This is a genomic window from Anaerolineae bacterium, from assembly GCA_035529315.1.
In the GTDB taxonomy this organism is placed as follows: domain Bacteria; phylum Desulfobacterota; class Desulfobacteria; order Desulfobacterales; family ETH-SRB1; genus Desulfaltia.
This window is the reverse complement of sequence record DATKWZ010000001.1, coordinates 81,990-101,236: the sequence shown is the minus strand read 5'-3', so window position 1 is coordinate 101,236 and position 19,247 is coordinate 81,990. Positions and strand designations below refer to the sequence as shown.

The following is a 19,247-nucleotide window of genomic DNA, read 5'->3' as shown; positions in this document are numbered from 1 at the left end:
TATTAACAATGAATAACTGAACCCTTATTTTAATTTTAAGAAATAGTGAGAATGATTTTGGAAACCGGGAAAAGAGAAAAACTAAAAAATAATATCAAATTGAAAGAAACTTCCAATGAGTATTGAACCAGAAAAAATTATTTATACAATGTCAAGAGTCAGCAAGGCATACCAGAACAAACCTGTGCTAAAAGACATATCCCTTTCCTATTTTCTTGGTGCCAAAATTGGCGTCTTAGGATTAAATGCCTCGGGGAAAAGTTCTCTTTTACGTATTATGGCAGGTGTTGATCAGGAATATGACGGAAAAGCCGTACTTTCCCCGGGATACACTTTAGGGTTTCTTGAGCAGGAACCTTTGCTTGATTCAGATAAAACCGTAAAAGCTGTAGTTGAAGAAGGCCTGCTGGAGGTTGTAGATCTTGTTGCGGAATACAATAAAATCAGTGAAAAATTTGCTGAGCCAATGTCTGACGATGAAATGAATCAACTTATTGAGCGCCACGGCGAATTGCAGGAAAAAATCGATCATCTTGATGCCTGGGATATTGACGCGCGTTTAGAAATGGCAATGGATGCGTTGCGCTGCCCTCCGGGAGATACTCCAATTAATGTTATTTCCGGTGGTGAAAAAAGACGTGTGGCTTTATGCAGACTTTTATTGCAGAAGCCGGATATCCTGCTGTTGGATGAACCGACAAATCATCTTGATGCCGAAACCATAGCCTGGCTCGAACATCATCTTCAGCAGTATAAGGGTACGGTGATTGCCGTCACGCATGATCGTTATTTTTTAGATAACGTAGCGGGTTGGATTTTAGAGCTTGATCGAGGACACGGCATCCCGTGGAAAGGCAACTATTCTTCATGGCTTGAACAAAAACAATTACAGCTTAACCAGGAAGAAAAATCGGAATCAAAACGGCAGAAGGCCTTGCAGCGGGAATTGGAATGGATCAGCATGTCACCAAAAGGCCGCCAGGCAAAGGGAAAGGCACGCATTAATGCTTATGAAACTCTTTTAAGCCAGAATTATGAAAAAGGGGCCAAAGATCTTGAAATATATATTCCACCAGGACCACGTCTTGGAAAGGTAGTTATTCAAGCAGAAAACTTGAGCAAAGCATATGGCGATCGCCTTCTCTTTGAGGGATTGACATTTGCTTTACCTGCGGGAGGTATTGTCGGCGTTGTCGGTCCTAACGGCGCGGGCAAAACAACACTCTTTAAAATTATAACCGGTTTGGAAAAACCTGATTCCGGGATTATTAACATCGGGGACACTGTTAAACTCGCTTGCGTTGATCAGGAACGCGATATTCTTAAACCCGACAAGACTATATGGGAAGTGATTTCCGGTGGCAGGGATATGGTTGAGCTTGGGAAAATAGAAGTGAACTCAAGGGCCTATGTTGCTCGTTTTAATTTTTCGGGATCAGACCAGCAGAAAAAAGTAAACATGATTTCAGGCGGCGAGCGTAATAGAGTCCATCTTGCGTGTATGCTCAAAGAGGGCGCCAATGTGTTGCTTTTAGACGAACCTACAAATGATCTTGATGTGAATACAATGCGTGCCCTTGAAGAAGCGTTGGAACATTTTGGAGGCTGCGCGGTTATTATCACTCATGATCGCTGGTTTCTCGATCGCATCGCCACCCATATTCTTGCTTTTGAGGGAGACAGTGCTGTCATGTGGTTTGAAGGCAATTATTCAGATTACGAAGCTGACAGAAAAAAGAGGCTTGGAAAGGCCGCTGAACAGCCCCATAGAATCAAATACAGACATTTGACAAGAGGCTAAATACAGGGGACTTGTGAGGACTCTTGGCAGAGTAGAGAGCTGGTTGCTGCGACCTTAGGTTTGGCATATCTGTTTCCGCCCGTTTCGTCTGGCAGTGCCTTAATAGCCGTGCCGTAGCTACCTTGGACAGCCCTCCCTCATCAAACCGTGCATGCGGTTTTCCCGCACACGGCTTTCCGATGTTCTTCACCGCAGGGCATGCGCCCTTGTCCAAAAACGGCTGTTCCTTTAATTCAGGAGGATATTGATATATTAGCTTCATTTCCAAAAGCCCTGCCTGAATTGTATTTTTTTTAGACATCCTAACGGAATATCAGGTTGCAGGGCTGGCGAACAGTTTGGAAAAAGGTATCTTTATAAAGGGCATCCCAAAATGATAACCAGAATATATTGGATATTAATCGTGGCCTGCCACGCGAAGCCCGAAGGGCGAAGCGTGGTGGAGGCGGCGGGAGTCGAACCCGCGTCCGGTAATATTCCACAAAGGCATCTACATATTTAGCCCAAGCTTTAGCTTTCGCCTTTCAAGTCCCCCTCAGGCAGGCTACTTAAAAGGCTATCCTGTAAAATTTCGCCAATCCTTTAACAGGCAATCCGGACGGCTATCCCACTAATCGGCGCCCTTACCGGATGCGCAGGAATAATCCGGCAGGACGTTAGCCTAAGCGGCTAAAGCGTAGTTATAATCATCTGCGATTATTTTAAGTCCCCATCATTTTTACGAGCTGACAGGAGCTCGATATGCAACCTTAGCTTCCTTATCCCCGTCGAAACCGTTTCGCCCCCATGAAAAGGGTGAAAAAACAGACGTGTTTAAAAAATCTTATTTTATATACTAAACCAGCATGTTCAATTTGTCAATCTTTTCGCTGAAACATAATAGATAGTGCCTGAACGAAAACCCCTTTTTTTGTCATTTTGACCAAAGGGAGAAATCTTAAATTTCAATATCAATAATATGATAGAATTTCTCGCTCCGCTCGAAATGACAGTTTTGGATAGTTTTAGTTCGGGCATTCGGGCTCCTGGATATAACCATAAATGGCTGTAAATGATTGACACATAAATAAGCTGGTGTTATATTTTATAAGTAAAAAATCAATATGAGTCCGCTGTTTAACATATAATGTGTTTTTCAGCTTTTTTGCGTTAACCAATAAAACAATGAGACTAAACAAAGAGGAGGATTATATGTTTGGAATCGGCATGCCGGAACTAATCATTATTCTCGTTATCATTCTGATAATTTTTGGAGCTGGTAAACTTCCTGAAATTGGAGCAGGTGTAGGCAAGGCCATAAAAAACTTCAAGGGTGCCACATCAGAAAACGAGGAAAAAAAGAAAGAAAAAATTGATGAAGGAAATAAATCCTAATCTGTTTTTATTATTCATGCTAAAAAACTTATTATGAGCATTTGGGATCGCAAGAAACCTTCATTCGGTTTTATTTCTACAAGATTTGCCGGGTTGGACGGAGTTTCGCTTGAAACAAAAAAATGGGCTGAGATGCTTGCCTCAAAGGGTTGTCCTGTATATTTTATGGCAGGAATGCTTGACACCGATCCCGCAATCTCTCATCTTGTGCCTAAGGCATTCTTTAATCACGAAGAAATCCTTGAAATACAACAGGCTATTTTCGTAGAAAAAAAACGCACACCTGAAATCAGCAGAAGAATTCAGCAGCTGAAAGAAGAGCTGAAAGTTGAGATCGCAAAATTTCATTCAAATTTTGGTTTCGAAATCCTGGTTGTAGAAAATGCTCTGGCAATTCCTGTAAATATCCCGCTCGGTCTTGCAATAACAGAATTTATAATTGAAACAGGAATGCCCACAATAGCTCATCATCATGACTTCCCCTGGGAAAGGGAAAGATTCTACAGCCCGATTGCTACAGACTATTTAAGAGCCGCATTTCCGCCGGTTCATCCAAAGATACAACATGTGGTAATTAATTCTATAGCCGGACAAAAGTTTGGCAGCTTTACAGGAGCCAGTTGGACATTAATTCCAAATGTTGTCGACTTTAAAATTCTCCCTCCACAAATAGACGATTATAATCGCGATTTAAAAAAAGAAATCGGCCTTGATGAAGATGCTCTTTTGGTGCTTCAACCAACAAGGGTTATTTCAAGAAAAGGGATAGAAACCGCTGCTGAAATTGTAAAAAGGCTTGACCACCCAAAAGCATCACTTGTTATAAGCCACAAGGCAGGAGATGAAGGGCGGGATTATTTAATGCGCATTGAAGAGTTCGTAAAATTAATAAATGTTGATCTTAAAATAATATCCGACAGGATCGGGTTAAAAAGGGGTTTTGATGAAAACGGGAGGAAAATATACACATTGTGGGATGTGTATCAACACGCAAATCTTATAACCTATCCATCTGCATATGAAGGGTACGGCAATGCCTTTGTTGAAGCCATATATTTCAGAAAGCCGATAGCTATTAACAGGTATTCAATTTTTGTGTCAGATATTGAGCCAAAAGGTTTTGATGTAATTTCTTTTAACAGCTATATAACACAAAATACTATCGACAACATAAACGATCTGTTAAAAAACCCTGAGCGGATGGCTCAAATGGCTGAAAAAAACTATATGCTTGGATGGCGTTATCTTTCATATGAAATGTTAGAAGAAAAGATTGAACAGATTTTAATTAATTATTACGGGTCATGATAAATTAATGTTGAGTAGTCGAGTAGGAAATTGGTCGAGTCGGGGAGTTTCCCACTCGACCAATATTAAAATGCCTTTACCGCCTCTTCTCTTGATTTAACCACCCGCCCATCTTTGCCGCAATTTCTTCCAGGCTTTTCAGCGCCTTGCCATAGTCATAATCATTTAATTGATTTTCAAGCTTCTGGAGTGTTGAGAAATCCAGATGTTCCTTAACAGCTTTAAAACTAATATTAATTTTTTCAGGATCGGCAAGTTCAAGAGCATCAGCAAGCTGTTTCAACAAAGGCATGACCTCTGCCGCAAGAACCTCTTTTGCCATAACCGGGGTATCCATAGATTCTCCCTGAACAACTGTTTCACCAGGAAACACGAACTTTCGTTTCTGATCCTCAGATTGCCGGCCGAGGCGCACTGTGAAGTTGAAAGTGCTTCCCTTGCCGGATTCGCTTTCGACCCAGATTCTGCCGCCCATCAACCCCACAAGCCGCTTGCAGATGCTAAGCCCCAATCCTGTGCCGGAATGTTTTCGCGTGGTGGAGGTATCAGCCTGGGTGAAAGGTTTAAAAAGTTTGTCGACGTATTCAGGCGTTATCCCGATACCGGTGTCTTTTACAAAAAATGCAAGTGTTGTCCGGTCTGAGGTTTTCTCCAAAGCCTTTACTCCCACAAGGATGATGCCGCCCTTTTTTGTGAACTTTATTGCATTGTCCACCAGATTCGTGATAATTTGCTGAAGACGCAAAGAATCGCCGACAAGAGCATTTGGCGCTTCAGAATCAATATTAACATGAAGCTCGACCCCCTTCTCAACAGCCTTAGTCATAAACGCGTCCGTTACTCTATCTATTACCTCGTCTAACAAAAAGGGGTGTGTTTCTATGTCGAGCTTATCAGCTTCGATCTTTGAAAAATCGAGGATGTCATTGATGATTCCCAGCAGGGAATAAGCTGACGATTGAATTATTCCCAGATAATGCTTCACTTTGGGAGGGGAATCCTCGCTCAGCGCCAGGTCGGTGGCGGCAATGACCCCGTTCATGGGTGTCCGAATTTCATGGCTCATATTGGCCAAAAAGTCGCTCTTGGCTCTGGTGGCGGCTTCGGCGTCCCGTTTAGCCTTCCCTTCCCGAAGGTACGCGTTCTGAAGCCTCTTTTCTGCTTTCACCTCGGCGGTCAAATCACGGAGGATCTCGAATCCTCCCAGAACTTTTCCTGAAGAATCCTTCAGGAGAGCGGAACTGGCCATTATTGGAATCTCGCGGCCTTTTCGATTTTTTATGGTTGCCCGTTGGCCCACTGTAGCCTCATCGGTTTCCAGAGCCTTTTCTACTGGACATCCGTCTTTGCAGATTGAACTATTAAACACTTCGCAACATGGCATTCCAATTGCCTCTTCGCGTGACAGGCCTGCCAGACGTGCTGCAGCCTCATTAATAAATGCCACATTCATCTCCGGATCGACCGTGAAGAAGGGATCGGAAATCCCGAGCTTGAGGCTGTTGGCATATTCCATCCTGTCTCGTATGCTTTTTACCATTTGGTTGAAGTTGTGAGACAATGCTCCGATCGAGTCTTGATGATCATCGACAACTTTTACAGTAACATCACCCGCAGCCACCTGGCCGGTTTTTTCCCCAAGCAGGCGGATACGCTGTGAAACCATCCTGGAAAAGAAAAAATTGATGAAGAGCACCAGGCCTATAAGAGCGGTCGCAAAATAGATAATAAGTCTGTTTCTAGTCTGAACTATTGCCGCAAGCACATCCCCTACATGCTGTTTAATAACCATTGCACCAAGGACCTTTCTGCTGGCTCCATGACAGTGGCGGCAGGATGATTCATTAAGGATCGGCTTAATGGTTACCAGAAAAGATTTTTCGTTCTCTATGTCGGCAAATGATTCTCCAGGGGCTTTGCCGGTTGCCAGCACTTGAGCCAAAGCCTTGCGCGAATCGTTCCCATTGAGGTACTTTTCCATGCTGCTGTTAACGCGTTCCTTTTCTGACGCATAAGAGATTCCCCTGCGAAAGTCCAGAATATAGACCTGGATATTGCCTATACGCTCTTTGACATCCTTCATCTGTTCCCTTATTGTTTTTTCGTCCCCTATGGACATGGGAAACCTGATGGCGCTGTAAATATTTTCCATGAGGCTGTCCGAAAAGTGCGCTACCTGGTCCATAGCGGTCCTTTTATGTATTACAAGACTCTGATAGAGACTAAGACCCATAAAGAAACCCACAAGAACAACGGTGACTATAAACATCTTGGTTCGCATTCTCATGCTTTTCAAAGGTTTATTAATCAGGTTTCTCATCAACTTAACCTCCGGATCAACGGGAACTTGCAGGCCGGGTTAATAGCGCAGGCAATTTTATTGAAATGACTTAATGGCCTCTTCTTTTGAGTTAAAAATATCAATTACTCTATCCATCCGGACAAGCTCAAACAGTGAACGAACCGGCTCCTGCACTCCGCACAGCTTGAGGTTGCCTCCCAGCTTACTTAATTGTTTTTGACAAAACAGCAGTGTTCCGCACCCGGAACTGTCGATAAATTTAACATGGCTCATTTCAAATATCACTTTATTGCTTTCATTAAGTATAGAAGCAAAGCCTGTCTTGAATTCATCAGTATTGCCGGCGTCAAGAACCTCTGTTAGAACCGTTACAACAGTAATGTCACTAATTTCTTCCGTGCTTAATTCCATCTTAATTACCTCCGGTTATAGACTTTCAGATAATTCATTTCACAAGGCTAAAGGGAGGCTTTAAGGCGTACATGTCAGTACGTCGTCGAGAAGTCCGACCGATAACGCGGTGAAATTATTTATCTGAAAGTCTATAGTTTAATTTTCAAACAGGTGCAATTTTTACCTTGATCATCCCGAGAATATACCACTTCATCCACAGTATGAGCAATTATGTGAAGACCGAATCCATTTTCACGTGATCCGTCAAATACCGGCTGTGGAACCGATTTCAGTTCGAACTTTTCACCCCGGTCGTAAAACCGAATCTCAATTTCGTCAGCCGATGCTTTGGCATTGATCTGAATCGTTTCATTGCCGCGGCTTTTATATGCATGCTTAATTATATTTACCGTAACTTCGGTAACAGCCAGTTCGATCATGCTTATACGCTTTGCATCCAGCGAATAATCCTTTACCCGGGCACAAAACTCTCTGGCAAAGGCTCTGACCCGCTCCAGCTCTTTCAGGTCGCTTATTATCTCAAGTTCTGATTCAGTTGACAGCGCGGGGCGTGATGCCCTCTTGCCGATCTTGACTAAAACGCAGGTAACATCATCATCAAAGGTTTCAGATTCTGAAAATGCGATAATATCGTTCCAGATACTGTTTATAAGATTTTCCAGCTCGATTTTTGCGTTTATCTGCACAAAATCGACCAGACGTTTCTCTCCATAAAGATTGCCATCCCGATCTTTGGATTCTGTCAAGCCGTCTGAATAGAACACAAAAAGATCTCCTGGTTTGAACCGAACGGTTTTCTGCCTGAATGGCTCCTTTTCCGGAAAACCAAGCGGCATATTAACCCCGCGGAGCAAACTGCAGTTGTTTGTATCATTGTGAAAATGAATAGTCCTCATATGCCCGCAATCAACAAAGCTGTACATATATTGGGCCATATCGAATCTCGCATAACACAGGGTTGCAAAGGTTTCCAAATCTTCGAGCTGATCGATCACTTGTGTGTGTACAGATGAAATAATTTGAGCCGGCTCAGGCGGATTATCTTTGTTGATTAAAAGGCTTAGTTCATTCAGAACACGCAAAAGATGGCTCTTTAATGCCGCACCCAAAAGAGCTGCAGGGATTCCCTTGCCCATAACATCTCCAACCACAATGTCAAAACACAGGTCGCTGTGTTTAAAGAAATCATAAAAATCACCGTCGATCTTTTGTGAAGCAGCTGTTAAATGGGCTATCTGAATCCCCTGGATATTATGTGGAGATTGGCCGATCAGAAGGGTTTGCTGAATTCTGGAGGCTATATATATTTCCTGATCACGCGCTTCTTTAAGAGCCAGATGTGTCTTAACCCTTGCTTTTACTTCAGCTGCATGAAACGGTTTGGTGATATAATCCAGCGCACCCACTTCAAATCCTCTGGTTTTGTGCCCCTCTTCACTCATTGCAGTAATGAAAATTATCGGGATATCTTTGGTCTTTGTAGCAGCTTTCAGCCGGGTGCATACCTCATATCCGTTCATTTCAGGCATCATAATGTCCAGAAGGATCAGGTCAGGCAGGTATTTGTCTGCGTATTCAAGCGCTTTTGCCCCGTTTTTGGCGATTCCCAACCGGTAATCATTTTTCAATGTATTCACCAGCAGGTCGATATTGATCGAATTATCATCAACAATTAAAACTAAAGGCTTAACTTTTTTCATGGTTGTCACCCAATCCCTCAATCCCTCAGTCCCTTAATCCCCTTGAGTGTTTTCAGAGCATTATCATAGTCATAATTATTTATTTGATTTTCAAGTTTTTCTATTATGGATTTGTCAATATGTTCCTTTACGCCATTAAAATGCATCTTAATTTCTTCAGGATCGGCAAGTTCAAGGTCATCGGCAAGCTGTTTCAACAAGGGTATGACCTTTGCCGGATCAACAGCGCCGACTTTAACATCCAACGGCTCCCTGCCTGTGAGTTGCACGCGGACAGGACTTTTTTCCGTATCAGCAAGGGTCTGCAAAGATTTCAGTACCCGGTTCAGCGCCGCCACCATATTATCTGCCAGGTTTTCCCCTGGTGGATTTACAGCTCCTTTTCTGCTTGCTTTCTCAAGCTGAAAGGCCGCCTCTTGCAAATCAACAGCTCCGATATTGCCGGCGCTCCCTTTGAGGCTGTGAGCCAAATGCACAAGTGATTCCCAGTCTTTCTTATCAAATAGATCCTTTATGTTGCTGGGAACATCCTTATTGTTCCTGAGGAATCCCATCAGTATACGTTTAAAAACATCTGAGCCGATATCCAGCGCTTTCAAGGCATCCTGTATGTTTATCCCCGGCAGTTTAGCCGGAAGAACCTGGGTTGCGATAACAGGGGTATCCACAGCCTCTTCCGGGACAACTGTTTCAGCTTCTTTGTCGTACGGCAGCCCTTTTTGTGATTTTATCGTTCTCCATATTGTCTGGAATAATCTGTCCTGATTTATGGGTTTGCTAATGTAGCCATCCATTCCGGCCTCCAGACATTTTTCCTCATCCCCCTTCATGGCATGGGCTGTCATTGCAATTATCGGAAGCGATTTCAATTCCGGGATTTTTCGAATACCGGCTGTCGCTTCATACCCATCCATTTTCGGCATCTGGATGTCCATTAGTACGGCATCAAACCGGCCTTTCCTTGCCGCCTTGACCGCCGCCTCCCCATTATTGACGATTTCGACAACAATTTCTGCTCCCTCCAGTATTGCCTTTGCAATTTCCTGGTTCGTTGGGTTATCCTCTGCCACAAGGATCCTAAGCCCTTTCAGGTGTTTCTTGTATATTGATGCCTTTGTTGTGATTTCTCTGCCGGGTCTTGTTTCCCTCGATTCCTTTCCAAATGCATCCATTATAGCATTAAAAAGAGTTGATTGGAATATGGGTTTGGTCAGAAAAGCGTTGATCCCTGCCTTTTTAGCCTCCAGCTTTTCGGCTTCTCTTCCAAAGGCGGTCATCATGATTATCGGAATATTCAGCTTCAAATCTTCCCTGATTATTCTTGCAGCCTCAATTCCATCCATCTCCGGCATGCGCCAATCAATAATCACCAGATCAAACGGTTCTTTCATGGTCTGGTTTTCTTGAAGCACGTCAAGCGCCTCTTTACCTGATGAGACCAATTCCGGCCTGAAACCAAAAGACTCTAAAATCCTTTGCAAAATAGTTCTGCTGTCAGGGCAATCGTCAACAACCAATACTTTTAAACCCTGGATATCAGGCGGCGGTATTAACCTGCGTTTGCACTCTTTGGCCCGGCATTTGAAAGTTACCGTAAAATGGAAAGTGCTTCCCTTGCCCAACTCACTTTCGACCCGGATGTCACCGTGCATCAACTCCACAAGCTGTTTGCAGATACTAAGCCCCAATCCGGTCCCGGCATATTTTCGCGTAGTGGACACATCAGCCTGGCTGAAAGGTTTAAAAAGTTTGCTGACATATTCAGGCGCTATCCCGATACCGGTGTCTTTTACAAAAAATGCAAGTGTTGCCTGGTCTGATGTTTTCTCCAAAGCCTTTACTCCCACAAGGATAATGCCGCCTTTGGGGGTGAACTTAATTGCGTTGTCCACCAGATTCTTGATAATTTGCTGGAGACGGAACGAATCACCGGTAAAAGCCCTTGGCGTTTCCAGATCGATATCAACAAGAAGTTCGATGTTTTTATCGGAGCTCTTTTTGATGAACATATCGGTTACTCTATCCAGCACCACGTCAAGCATAAAAGGCCGTGATTCCAGCTCAATCCTGCCGGCTTCAACCTTTGAAAAGTCAAGAATATCATTGATGAGTTCCAGTAAAGAATAGGCTGAAGATTGTATGATCTCCAGATAGTGATTAACTCTGGGAGGCAAATCTTCACTCAGCGCCAGGTCGGCGGCGGCGATTACTCCGTTCATCGGAGTCCTGATCTCATGGCTCATGTTGGCCAAGAACACACTTTTTGCTTCAGTGGCCGATTCCGCGGCTTTTTTTGCTTTAATCAGGTCTTTCTCTGCCCGCTCACGAAAGGAGACCTCTTTCTCAAGTCTGATACGGGATACTGAAAGCCCCCTGTTTAGATTCAGGATTTCAATGATAAAACCCGACATAATAACAAATATAATCGCTGCAAATAAAAACCAGTACCAGTATTTTTTAATAACATCTGCCAGGGTTATTTTGCCAAAATCCTTGTAAGGCCCAACCTTTAGATACTTTAAACACTCATGTATCGGTTGATAGTTCATGGGTATGGTCCATCCCCCGCATTCTGCTGCTATGGCCGCAGGGGAGTCCGCAGGCATTTCAAGAAGCGCTATTGCAACTTTTTCCGCCAATTCATTCGGAGTGTGTTTGAGTTCCGCCATTGGCCATTCAGGATATCCTCGGGTTGAGTGAGGAAATGGCGGGGAATCCACTGTCTTCCCGCCGTGCTCATGAACCACATAAAAGTTTTGAAGATTGATCTTTCCTTCAGCGTGCATTCTTATGAATGTATCGGCCCTTACTGTTCCGGCATCGACCTCGCCGTCTCTGACCGCGTAAACAACGGCATCTTGTGTGCCAATAAATTTAAGATCTTTGAAATCCCTGTACGGATCAATCCCTTTTTCCTTAAATTCCCGCCAAGCCATTCTCCAGCCCCCAAAAGAGCCTTCTGCTGTGGCCGCGAAGGTTTTGCCTTTGATATCCTTGAGCTGCCGCATGTCGCTCCGCTCCGCCTTCCAGAAAATCACCCCCCAGTATTTGGTATAAAAGCTATCGAGACACCGGTTTTTCAATGTAGCGATACGGTTTGCTCCATACCGGTGTTCCAGTTCTACATAAAAGGATGAGTTGGCCAGAATAAAATCGACCTCCTCTTTTTCAACAGAAGAGTAAATTTGTTCATGATCAAGGGGTATAATAACAAAGGTTTTGCCGGGGATCCTGGCTGTAAGATATTTTGCGGTAGGCGACCAGTTTTCCAGGCATCGCTCAAATCCTCTTTTGGCAAGAACTCCGATTTTTACCTGATCGTTATTTGCCAGAGCAATGCACGCTGCCGTCAAGGTAAAGAATAAAGCTACAATCAGGCAGGCTATAGATACTGAGAGCCTTGAAAAATGTTTAATTTTCACAAGTCTCACCTCATCGGTTTTATGGTAAGCATTCACGGAACGTTAACAGCTACGTTTTATGTAACAGTTGACGGTTGTCGGTTTACAGCTCACGCTTTTTTCAAACGAACTGGCTATATGGCCAGCATAGGCAAGGCTACATCTTTTGCTTTTTGCCTGCCGTAAAGCAGCTCTACCAATTTTATTGCAAATTCCAGAGCCGTGCCCGGCCCCTGACTTGTAATACATTCATCATCAACAACTACCCTGTCTTCAACTGCATCGATATTATCAAGTTGCTTTACAAAGGCAGGATAACAGGTCGCTTTTCTCAGGCCTATTAATCCATGGTGCTGAAAAACAACCGCGGGAGAGGCGCAGATGGCCGCATACAATCCTCCTTCGCGCTGCTGACGTTTTAAAATCAGCTCCAATTCTTTCGAGTCACGCAGGTGCTCAGCTCCGGGCATACCGCCCGGCAAAGCAATTAAGTCATACACAATCTCCGTGCAGTCAGAAATAAGTTTGTCTGCGACCAGTTTTACTCCATGGGCCGCGGTAACCTGTAATTTGTCCACGGATGCAACAGTCACATAAGCGCCGGCCCTTCTCAAAACATCAATAATACACATTGCTTCAATTTCTTCGATGCCGTCTGCTATCGGCACAAGGACTTTTTTAGACATATATCTCTCCTTGCATTTGTTATTTTTTCTTTATGGTTTTAAAATACCAAATTGAACCATTTCTGCAACATCTAAATAGCTTTCATGTTGATTTTACAAAAATATCCTTCTATATTGACATGCAGTAAATTTGGGGGAGTTAAATATTTTTGCATAGCTCCCCTCAAACCGGTCAATTTCAATGCTCTCATAAAAGGAGATATGACTATGCAGGATGTTTTTAACAAAAATGGCTGTGTTGAAAAAAGATATGACCCCAGAAAAATGGCAGATAAATATTTCAGGGTTGAATTCTCAAAGAGCGGGCTAACCCATTTTTACACTTTTAAGCTACGGGATATATCTTCAAAAGGAATGTGTATTCTGATTAAAGAAGGCTCTGATGTTCTGAAATCATTAAAGGTCGGTGATATTCTGGATATGAAATACTATACAGAGGAACAATCGAGCCAGCCTAACGAGCTTAAAACAAAAATAAAACATATCACAAAGGATGATCAGGGAAGATTCAAAGGGCATTGTCTTGTCGGTTTGTCCATAATTGAGTAACTACGAACAAAATCAACATAGTTTAATATGAGCTTAAAAAACCCAATGCGACCTTTAAAAAATGCTCGGTTTTGCAAAGGCCTCCTGATTATACTTCTTATCGCGACCTTTTTCTTTGCGGCATGCGCGCCAAAACAGCTTCAACCCGCCAGGCCTGTGTATGTTGGCCCAGGAGACATCCTGTTTGCACAGGCTGAAGATCTGTTTCAGGCAAAATCGTATGAAAAAGCCATAATCAAGTACACTGAATATCTTTCCGTGTTTCCAAAGGGGCGCCTGGCCGATGCAGCTCTGATGAAAACAGGGATTATCTGGTCTGGTCTTGGCAATAATGCAAAAGCGCTCAATTATTATAATCGTTTAATCGCCGATTATCCGAAAAGTCCTTTTGTTCCTGATACCATGGTCGAAATTCTTGTTGAGCTGTACAACCAGGGCAAATACAATGAGGCAATCAAGCAGGCAAACGATATAATAGAAAGCAATATTGCAGGGATTAATATTATCAGAACATATGTTCTTCTTGGCGATGCTCATCTTGCGACAAGCTCCCCGAAAGATGCCGTTAATTTCTATATCTTAGCGCTTAACAAAGCAAAGGGCCCCGCAAAAGAGGCGATAATTGCAAAAATAAATGAAGCTGCCGGGCCGCTTGGCACAGCCGATATCATATCTTTTTTAAATCAGCTGGAAGATAAAGCACCGGCTGGTTATCTTATGTACCGGTTAGGGCAAGACAAAGCTGAAAAAGAAAAATATGATGATGCTGAAAAGATATTGTCGCAATTTATAGAAAGGTTTCCAAGGCACGAAAACGCATCAACGGCTCAAAAACTGGTAGAGAATATTAAAAAAAAGGCTGCATACAGTAAATACACAATAGGATGTTTGCTCCCGCTAAGCGGTCCTTACGAAAGTTTCGGCCGCATGGCATTAAAAGGCATTGAACTGGCTATGAATCAATTTTGCTCACAGGGCATTCAACCTGCCGTAAAGCTGATTATAAAAGATACGGAGTCCGATGCAAATAAGGCTGCCGAGGCTGTAAAGGAATTATTCGAGGAGCATGTTGCGGCAATTATCGGCCCGATTTTTACAGCGGAATCCGCCGCCCTGGTAGCGCAGGACAAAAGCATTCCGATCATTACCATAACCCAAAAGAATAATATTGCCGATGTTGGAGACTATGTTTTCAGGAATTTCTTCACTCCCATGATGCAGGTTCATACTCTTGTATCTTATGTAATTGAAAAGCTGGGGCTTGGCAGTTTCGCGATCCTTTATCCTGATGATAATTATGGAACAACATTTATGAATCTATTCTGGGATGAAGTTACAGCTTATGGTGGAAAGGTTGTCGGTGTTGAATCATATAATATCGAACATACGGATTTTGCCGATCCCATCAAAAAACTGGTCGGTCTTTATTATGAAGTCCCTGAAGATCTAAAAATAGATGAAGAAGCAGGCAAAAAAGATAATATAAGCAAAGACAAAGAGGAACAAGAACCTCAAGCAGTTGTCGATTTTGATGCTATCTTCATTCCCGATGCGCCGGAACGGGCAGGATTAATTATACCCCAGCTGGCATTTTATGATGTTGAGAATGTGTATCTTTTAGGCACCAATCTGTGGCATTGTGACGGTTTGATTAAAATGGCGCGGCGTTATGTTCAGAACGCAATTATGCCTGATATTTTTTTTGCGGAAAGCTCTTTAAAACAGGTCGGTGATTTTGTGGCTGTTTTTGAACAAACCTTTAAAGAGAAACCGGGATTTATAGAGGCTGTAGCTTATGACTCGGCAATGATATTATTCCAGATTGTAAGCAGGCCTGATATTCGATACAGAAGCTCCATCAAAAACGCATTAATTAATCTTAACAATTTTCAGGGCGCAACAGGCCTTACATCGTTTGATAATAACGGAGAAATCAAAAAAAGGCTGTATCTTCTTCGCGTAAAGGGCGAAAAATTTGTTGAACTCGAATATTGATGGCTTTGTAAGAAGATGAATATTGCATATACAGCATACAAATTTCTTAGCACATCCCTTTTTCTATTACTTTTCCCGCCTTTCTGGTTTTATTCACGCATAACCGGCAGATATAGCCAAAGCATAAGCCAGCGTATCGGATTATACCCTGATCGGCTTGTTCGGACTATTTCCGGATCGCCGCGAATATGGATACATGCGGTTTCAGTAGGAGAGGTGAGCTCGGCAATAGCCATTATCAAATCACTCAAAGCTTTAATGCCGGATTGTGCTGTTATACTTTCGACCACAACAGAACATGGGCAGGCCTTTGCCAAAAACAAACTGAGCGCCCATGAGCACCGACCACTGGCGACCTGTATTTATGCCCCGGTTGATTTTATTCTATCTGCCCGCAAGGCTTTATCTATCCTGAAACCGGACGTCCTGGTATGTCTTGAAACTGAAATATGGCCGAACTGGCTGGTTGAGGCCCAGAGGCTTGGCATCAAAACAGCCCTTGTTAACGGCAGAATTTCCGTTAGAACAATTAAGGGGTACTTAAAAATCAGGCCGTTAATGAAGGCAATATTAAACCTTGTTGACGCCTTTAGCATGATAAACAAGGCTGATGCTCATCGCATAGAAATGATCGGCGCGCCAGGAAAAAGGATAGAAATAAACGGAAACGCGAAATATGATCTTTTGTTAAACCAGACTGATGCAAAAATTAAAGCAAAAATGGAAAGCATCTATAATATTAAAGGAGACAAACCTGTTTTTGTGGCAGGAAGCACCCGAAGGTCTGAGGAAAAAATCATTCTTGATGTTTATGGGAGAATCATTAAATCTTTCCCTGAAACCCTTTTGATTCTCGCGCCAAGGCATGTTGAAAGGGTGCATCACATAAAAAAGCTGGTTAAAAACCAAGGTTTTGCGTGTCAGCTAAAAAGCGATCTTGATGAACAAAACTGTTTAAGGACAGCTCCCATAGTTATAGTGGACACGATCGGAGAGCTTATGAACACATACAGCATCGCCTCAATAGTATTTTGCGGGGGCAGCCTGGTGCCGCTTGGGGGACAAAACATACTGGAAGCCGCGGTATGGGGTAAACCTGTTTTCTATGGCCCTTCAATGGAGGATTTTCTTGATGCCAAGGATCTTCTCGACAAAACAGGCGGTGGCATTCAGGTAAAGGATGGTCAGGAACTAACTGAAAAAGCGATATACTATCTTGCCAATCCAGACAAAGCAGTTGCTGTCGGCAAATTAGCGGCTCAAGCCGTGATGTCGCATAAAGGAGCCGCCGACAAGCATGCAGATGTAATATATCGGCTGCTTAATTATTCTTCAATGAGCCCTGCCCTGTTGCTTCAAGAACATTGAGCCAAAGCTTTCCGTGAGGATCAACCTGTTTTCGCTTTCCTGCCGACAGGCTGATGGGGATATGCACAAAATGATCGTTCCAGTGGCCGATAAGCATATTTGTCCTGCCGGTCATGGCTGCATGGACAGCATCACGTCCTAAAAAACTACAAAACACATGATCGTTGGAATTGGCCGGCAGACTCCTGATTATATAGCTGGGATCGATATATTTAAGGGTTATGGAAATATTTTTTTCTTTGAAATAGGTTGCGATTGCATCCCTTAGAAACAGACCGATATCATGCAGCCTGATATTTCCCGATTCATCGTACATCCTTTTTTTGTTTTTACCGGTTGTGAACAGGTTCTGGCCTGCCCCTTCCGCCACGACTATTACCGCATGGCTTCTGATTTCAAGGCGTTTTTCAAGGGTTGCAAGAAAGCCGCCGGGCCCTTTAAGGTCGATATCCACCTCCGGTATAAGAACAAAATTCACATCCTGCTGTGCCAATGCGGCTGTTGCCGCAATAAAGCCGGAATGCCTGCCCATCAGTTTTATAAGACCGATGCCGTTGGGATATCCCTCTGCTTCATTATGCGCAGCCCTGATCGCCTGGGTAGCAATGTCAACCGCGGTATCAAAGCCAAAAGACCTTGATACCATATAAATATCATTGTCAATGGTCTTTGGTATCCCTATGATGCTGATTTTAAGGCCTCTTTTTTTTAAGGCATCATTTATTTTTGATGCAGCCAGCAGTGTCCCGTCGCCACCGATCATAAAAAGCGCCCCGATATTCATCCGTTCCATGCAATCGACGATCTCATTAATATCCTGGGGGCCCCTGGAAGATCCAAGAAAGGATCCTCCCTTTCTAATAATTTTCTCAACCGTTTCAGGCGTAAGGGCTAAGATATCATGGCCATATCCTGAGATAAAGCCTTGCAGTCCATACTTAATACCATAGATATTCCGGACTCCATATCCATAATAAAGCTCCAGAACTATTGATCGAATTATTCCGTTAAGACCGGGACAAAGTCCGCCGCAAGCTACAAGTGCGCACCGCAGCTTACTCGGATCAAAGTATATTTTTTTTCTGGGACCGGCCAGTTCAAAGGCGGAAAGCTTTTTGCCGTCCTTAATCATCTTTGTGACATTAGATAAATTTACGTCGATTAATACCCTGTCGTTATCGGAAATAAAGTTCTGGTCGTATGAGCCTCTGTCTGTTTGCTGGATCGGAGAGGTTATTTTTGACTTTCCCAGAGTCGGTATTTTTGTGTCCATATTATTATAGTTCATAATCCCCTATGAATACCTTTACCTTCCATTAAACTTAAATTCACCTTTGCCCAATATGTCGTGAAGATGTAAAATCCCCTGAACCTTACCAAAAGAGTCTGTTATCGGAAGGACTGTAATCTGGTAGAGCTCCATCATATTCAGAGCATCATAGGCCGGAGAATCCAAAGTTATAGTTCGCGGATTTTTTGTCATGACATCTTCGACCTTTAATTCATAAATAGGCTTTTTCTTAACAATACAACGCCTTATATCGCCATCGGTTATTATGCCGGCAAGTGTGAAATCCGGTTTTAAAACAAAAGTAACTCCCAGTTCAAGACGCTCAATTTTGTTAATAGCATCCTCCATGGATGAGCCGGCAAAAACATAAGGTATGGCTTTGCCTGTTAACATAATATCTTTAACTTTGCCGGTCAGGCGCCCGCCCAACATGCCTCCGGGATGAACCTTTTTAAAATCGCTTGAGTTAAAATGCTTTTTATTAATTAATACCACGGCAAGAGCGTCTCCCATGGCGAGCAGAGCGGTTGTGCTTGCAGTAGGGGCAAGGCCTAAAGGGCATGCCTCCCTTTCCACGCCGACATCGATCACAATATCGCTTTGTTTTGCCAGCGGGGAATTTTTATCACCTGTAAAGGCTACAATTTTACACCCTATCCTGCGGATGCTTGGTATCAGCATATTAAGTTCATCGGTTTTACCGCTGTTTGAAAGGGCGAGAAACACATCATCACGACCCACAATACCCAGGTCTCCATGCATGGCTTCAACAGGATGCAAAAACACAGATCTTGTTCCTGTGCTGTTTAAGGTCGCTACTATCTTTCGCCCTACTATCCCTGATTTTCCGATACCTGAAACTACAAGGCGTCCGCTGGAATCGCATATAATTTCAACCATTTTGGAGAAATTATCATCAATACGCTTTGTTAATTCAAGTATCCCTGCCGCCTCTATTTTAAGGACATCAATGGCTTCCTGTATAATCATCTGCAATCTGTTTCCTTGTTTTATCGTAAGAGTTAAGGCACCAAAGATTATAATAAATAGGTAATATT

The 19,247-nt window shown here is 43.2% G+C and carries 14 protein-coding genes and 1 other RNA gene; 6 read left to right on the top strand and 9 right to left on the bottom strand.

From position 1 onward, the window contains the following. The first annotated feature begins 115 nt into the window (after positions 1-115). Entirely contained in the window at positions 116-1,801 is a 1,686-nt protein-coding gene (gene ettA / locus VMW78_00485) for an energy-dependent translational throttle protein EttA (protein HUV49488.1), read from the top strand. Here ettA and VMW78_00480 read toward each other — a convergent pair. Next, the gene (locus tag VMW78_00480) at positions 1,773-2,102 is read right to left on the bottom strand and encodes a hypothetical protein (protein HUV49487.1); all 330 of its coding nucleotides are present in this window, start codon (positions 2,100-2,102) and stop codon (positions 1,773-1,775) included. The two genes, ettA and VMW78_00480, sit on opposite strands and share 29 nt — an antisense overlap. A gap of 136 nt (positions 2,103-2,238) precedes the next feature. Further along, positions 2,239-2,587, bottom strand: a transfer-messenger RNA (tmRNA) gene (ssrA, locus tag VMW78_00475). A 405-nt stretch (positions 2,588-2,992) separates the two neighbouring features. Between ssrA and tatA the strand changes: the two genes are divergently transcribed. Further along, entirely contained in the window at positions 2,993-3,175 is a 183-nt protein-coding gene (gene tatA / locus VMW78_00470; protein ID HUV49486.1) for a twin-arginine translocase TatA/TatE family subunit, read from the top strand. Positions 3,176-3,208: 33 nt separating this feature from the next. Then, a complete protein-coding gene (locus VMW78_00465; protein HUV49485.1) occupies positions 3,209-4,483 on the top strand; it encodes a glycosyltransferase family 4 protein in 1,275 nt (424 codons plus the stop codon). A 76-nt stretch (positions 4,484-4,559) separates the two neighbouring features. Here VMW78_00465 and VMW78_00460 read toward each other — a convergent pair whose 3' ends face one another. The 5 genes from VMW78_00460 to VMW78_00440 all read right to left on the bottom strand — a co-directional run bounded on the left by VMW78_00460 (position 4,560) and on the right by VMW78_00440 (position 12,986). Beyond that, complete coding sequence (locus VMW78_00460) at positions 4,560-6,803, bottom strand: ATP-binding protein (protein HUV49484.1); 2,244 nt, start codon at positions 6,801-6,803, stop codon at positions 4,560-4,562. 57 nt (positions 6,804-6,860) lie between these two features. Further along, positions 6,861-7,196, bottom strand: coding sequence for an STAS domain-containing protein (locus VMW78_00455; GenBank protein HUV49483.1), 336 nt, complete (start codon positions 7,194-7,196; stop codon positions 6,861-6,863). Between the two features lie 131 nt (positions 7,197-7,327). Then, positions 7,328-8,899: a SpoIIE family protein phosphatase gene (locus VMW78_00450; GenBank protein ID HUV49482.1), complete on the bottom strand. Its 1,572-nt coding sequence runs from the start codon at positions 8,897-8,899 to the stop codon at positions 7,328-7,330. Positions 8,900-8,916: 17 nt separating this feature from the next. Further along, entirely contained in the window at positions 8,917-12,321 is a 3,405-nt protein-coding gene (locus VMW78_00445) for a response regulator (GenBank protein ID HUV49481.1), read from the bottom strand. A 113-nt stretch (positions 12,322-12,434) separates the two neighbouring features. After that, positions 12,435-12,986 carry a DJ-1 family glyoxalase III gene (locus VMW78_00440; protein HUV49480.1) on the bottom strand — a complete coding sequence of 184 codons (552 nt, stop codon included), beginning with the start codon at positions 12,984-12,986 and terminating at the stop codon, positions 12,435-12,437. Positions 12,987-13,193: 207 nt separating this feature from the next. On the opposite strand from VMW78_00440, the gene VMW78_00435 reads away from it, so the two are divergent. The 3 genes from VMW78_00435 to VMW78_00425 are packed head-to-tail and all read left to right on the top strand — an operon-like array spanning position 13,194 to position 16,898. After that, the gene (locus VMW78_00435) at positions 13,194-13,535 is read left to right on the top strand and encodes a PilZ domain-containing protein (protein ID HUV49479.1); all 342 of its coding nucleotides are present in this window, start codon (positions 13,194-13,196) and stop codon (positions 13,533-13,535) included. Between the two features lie 45 nt (positions 13,536-13,580). Beyond that, the gene (locus VMW78_00430; protein ID HUV49478.1) at positions 13,581-15,530 is read left to right on the top strand and encodes a penicillin-binding protein activator; all 1,950 of its coding nucleotides are present in this window, start codon (positions 13,581-13,583) and stop codon (positions 15,528-15,530) included. Positions 15,531-15,545: 15 nt separating this feature from the next. Next, entirely contained in the window at positions 15,546-16,898 is a 1,353-nt protein-coding gene (locus VMW78_00425) for a 3-deoxy-D-manno-octulosonic acid transferase (GenBank protein ID HUV49477.1), read from the top strand. Here the strand turns inward: VMW78_00425 and VMW78_00420 are convergent. Continuing rightward, on the bottom strand, positions 16,852-18,186 hold the full coding sequence (locus VMW78_00420) for an ATP-dependent 6-phosphofructokinase (protein HUV49476.1): 1,335 nt from the start codon (positions 18,184-18,186) through the stop codon (positions 16,852-16,854). The two genes, VMW78_00425 and VMW78_00420, sit on opposite strands and share 47 nt — an antisense overlap. An 18-nt stretch (positions 18,187-18,204) precedes the next feature. Continuing rightward, positions 18,205-19,179 carry a KpsF/GutQ family sugar-phosphate isomerase gene (locus VMW78_00415; protein ID HUV49475.1) on the bottom strand — a complete coding sequence of 325 codons (975 nt, stop codon included), beginning with the start codon at positions 19,177-19,179 and terminating at the stop codon, positions 18,205-18,207. Positions 19,180-19,247: the final 68 nt, after the last annotated feature.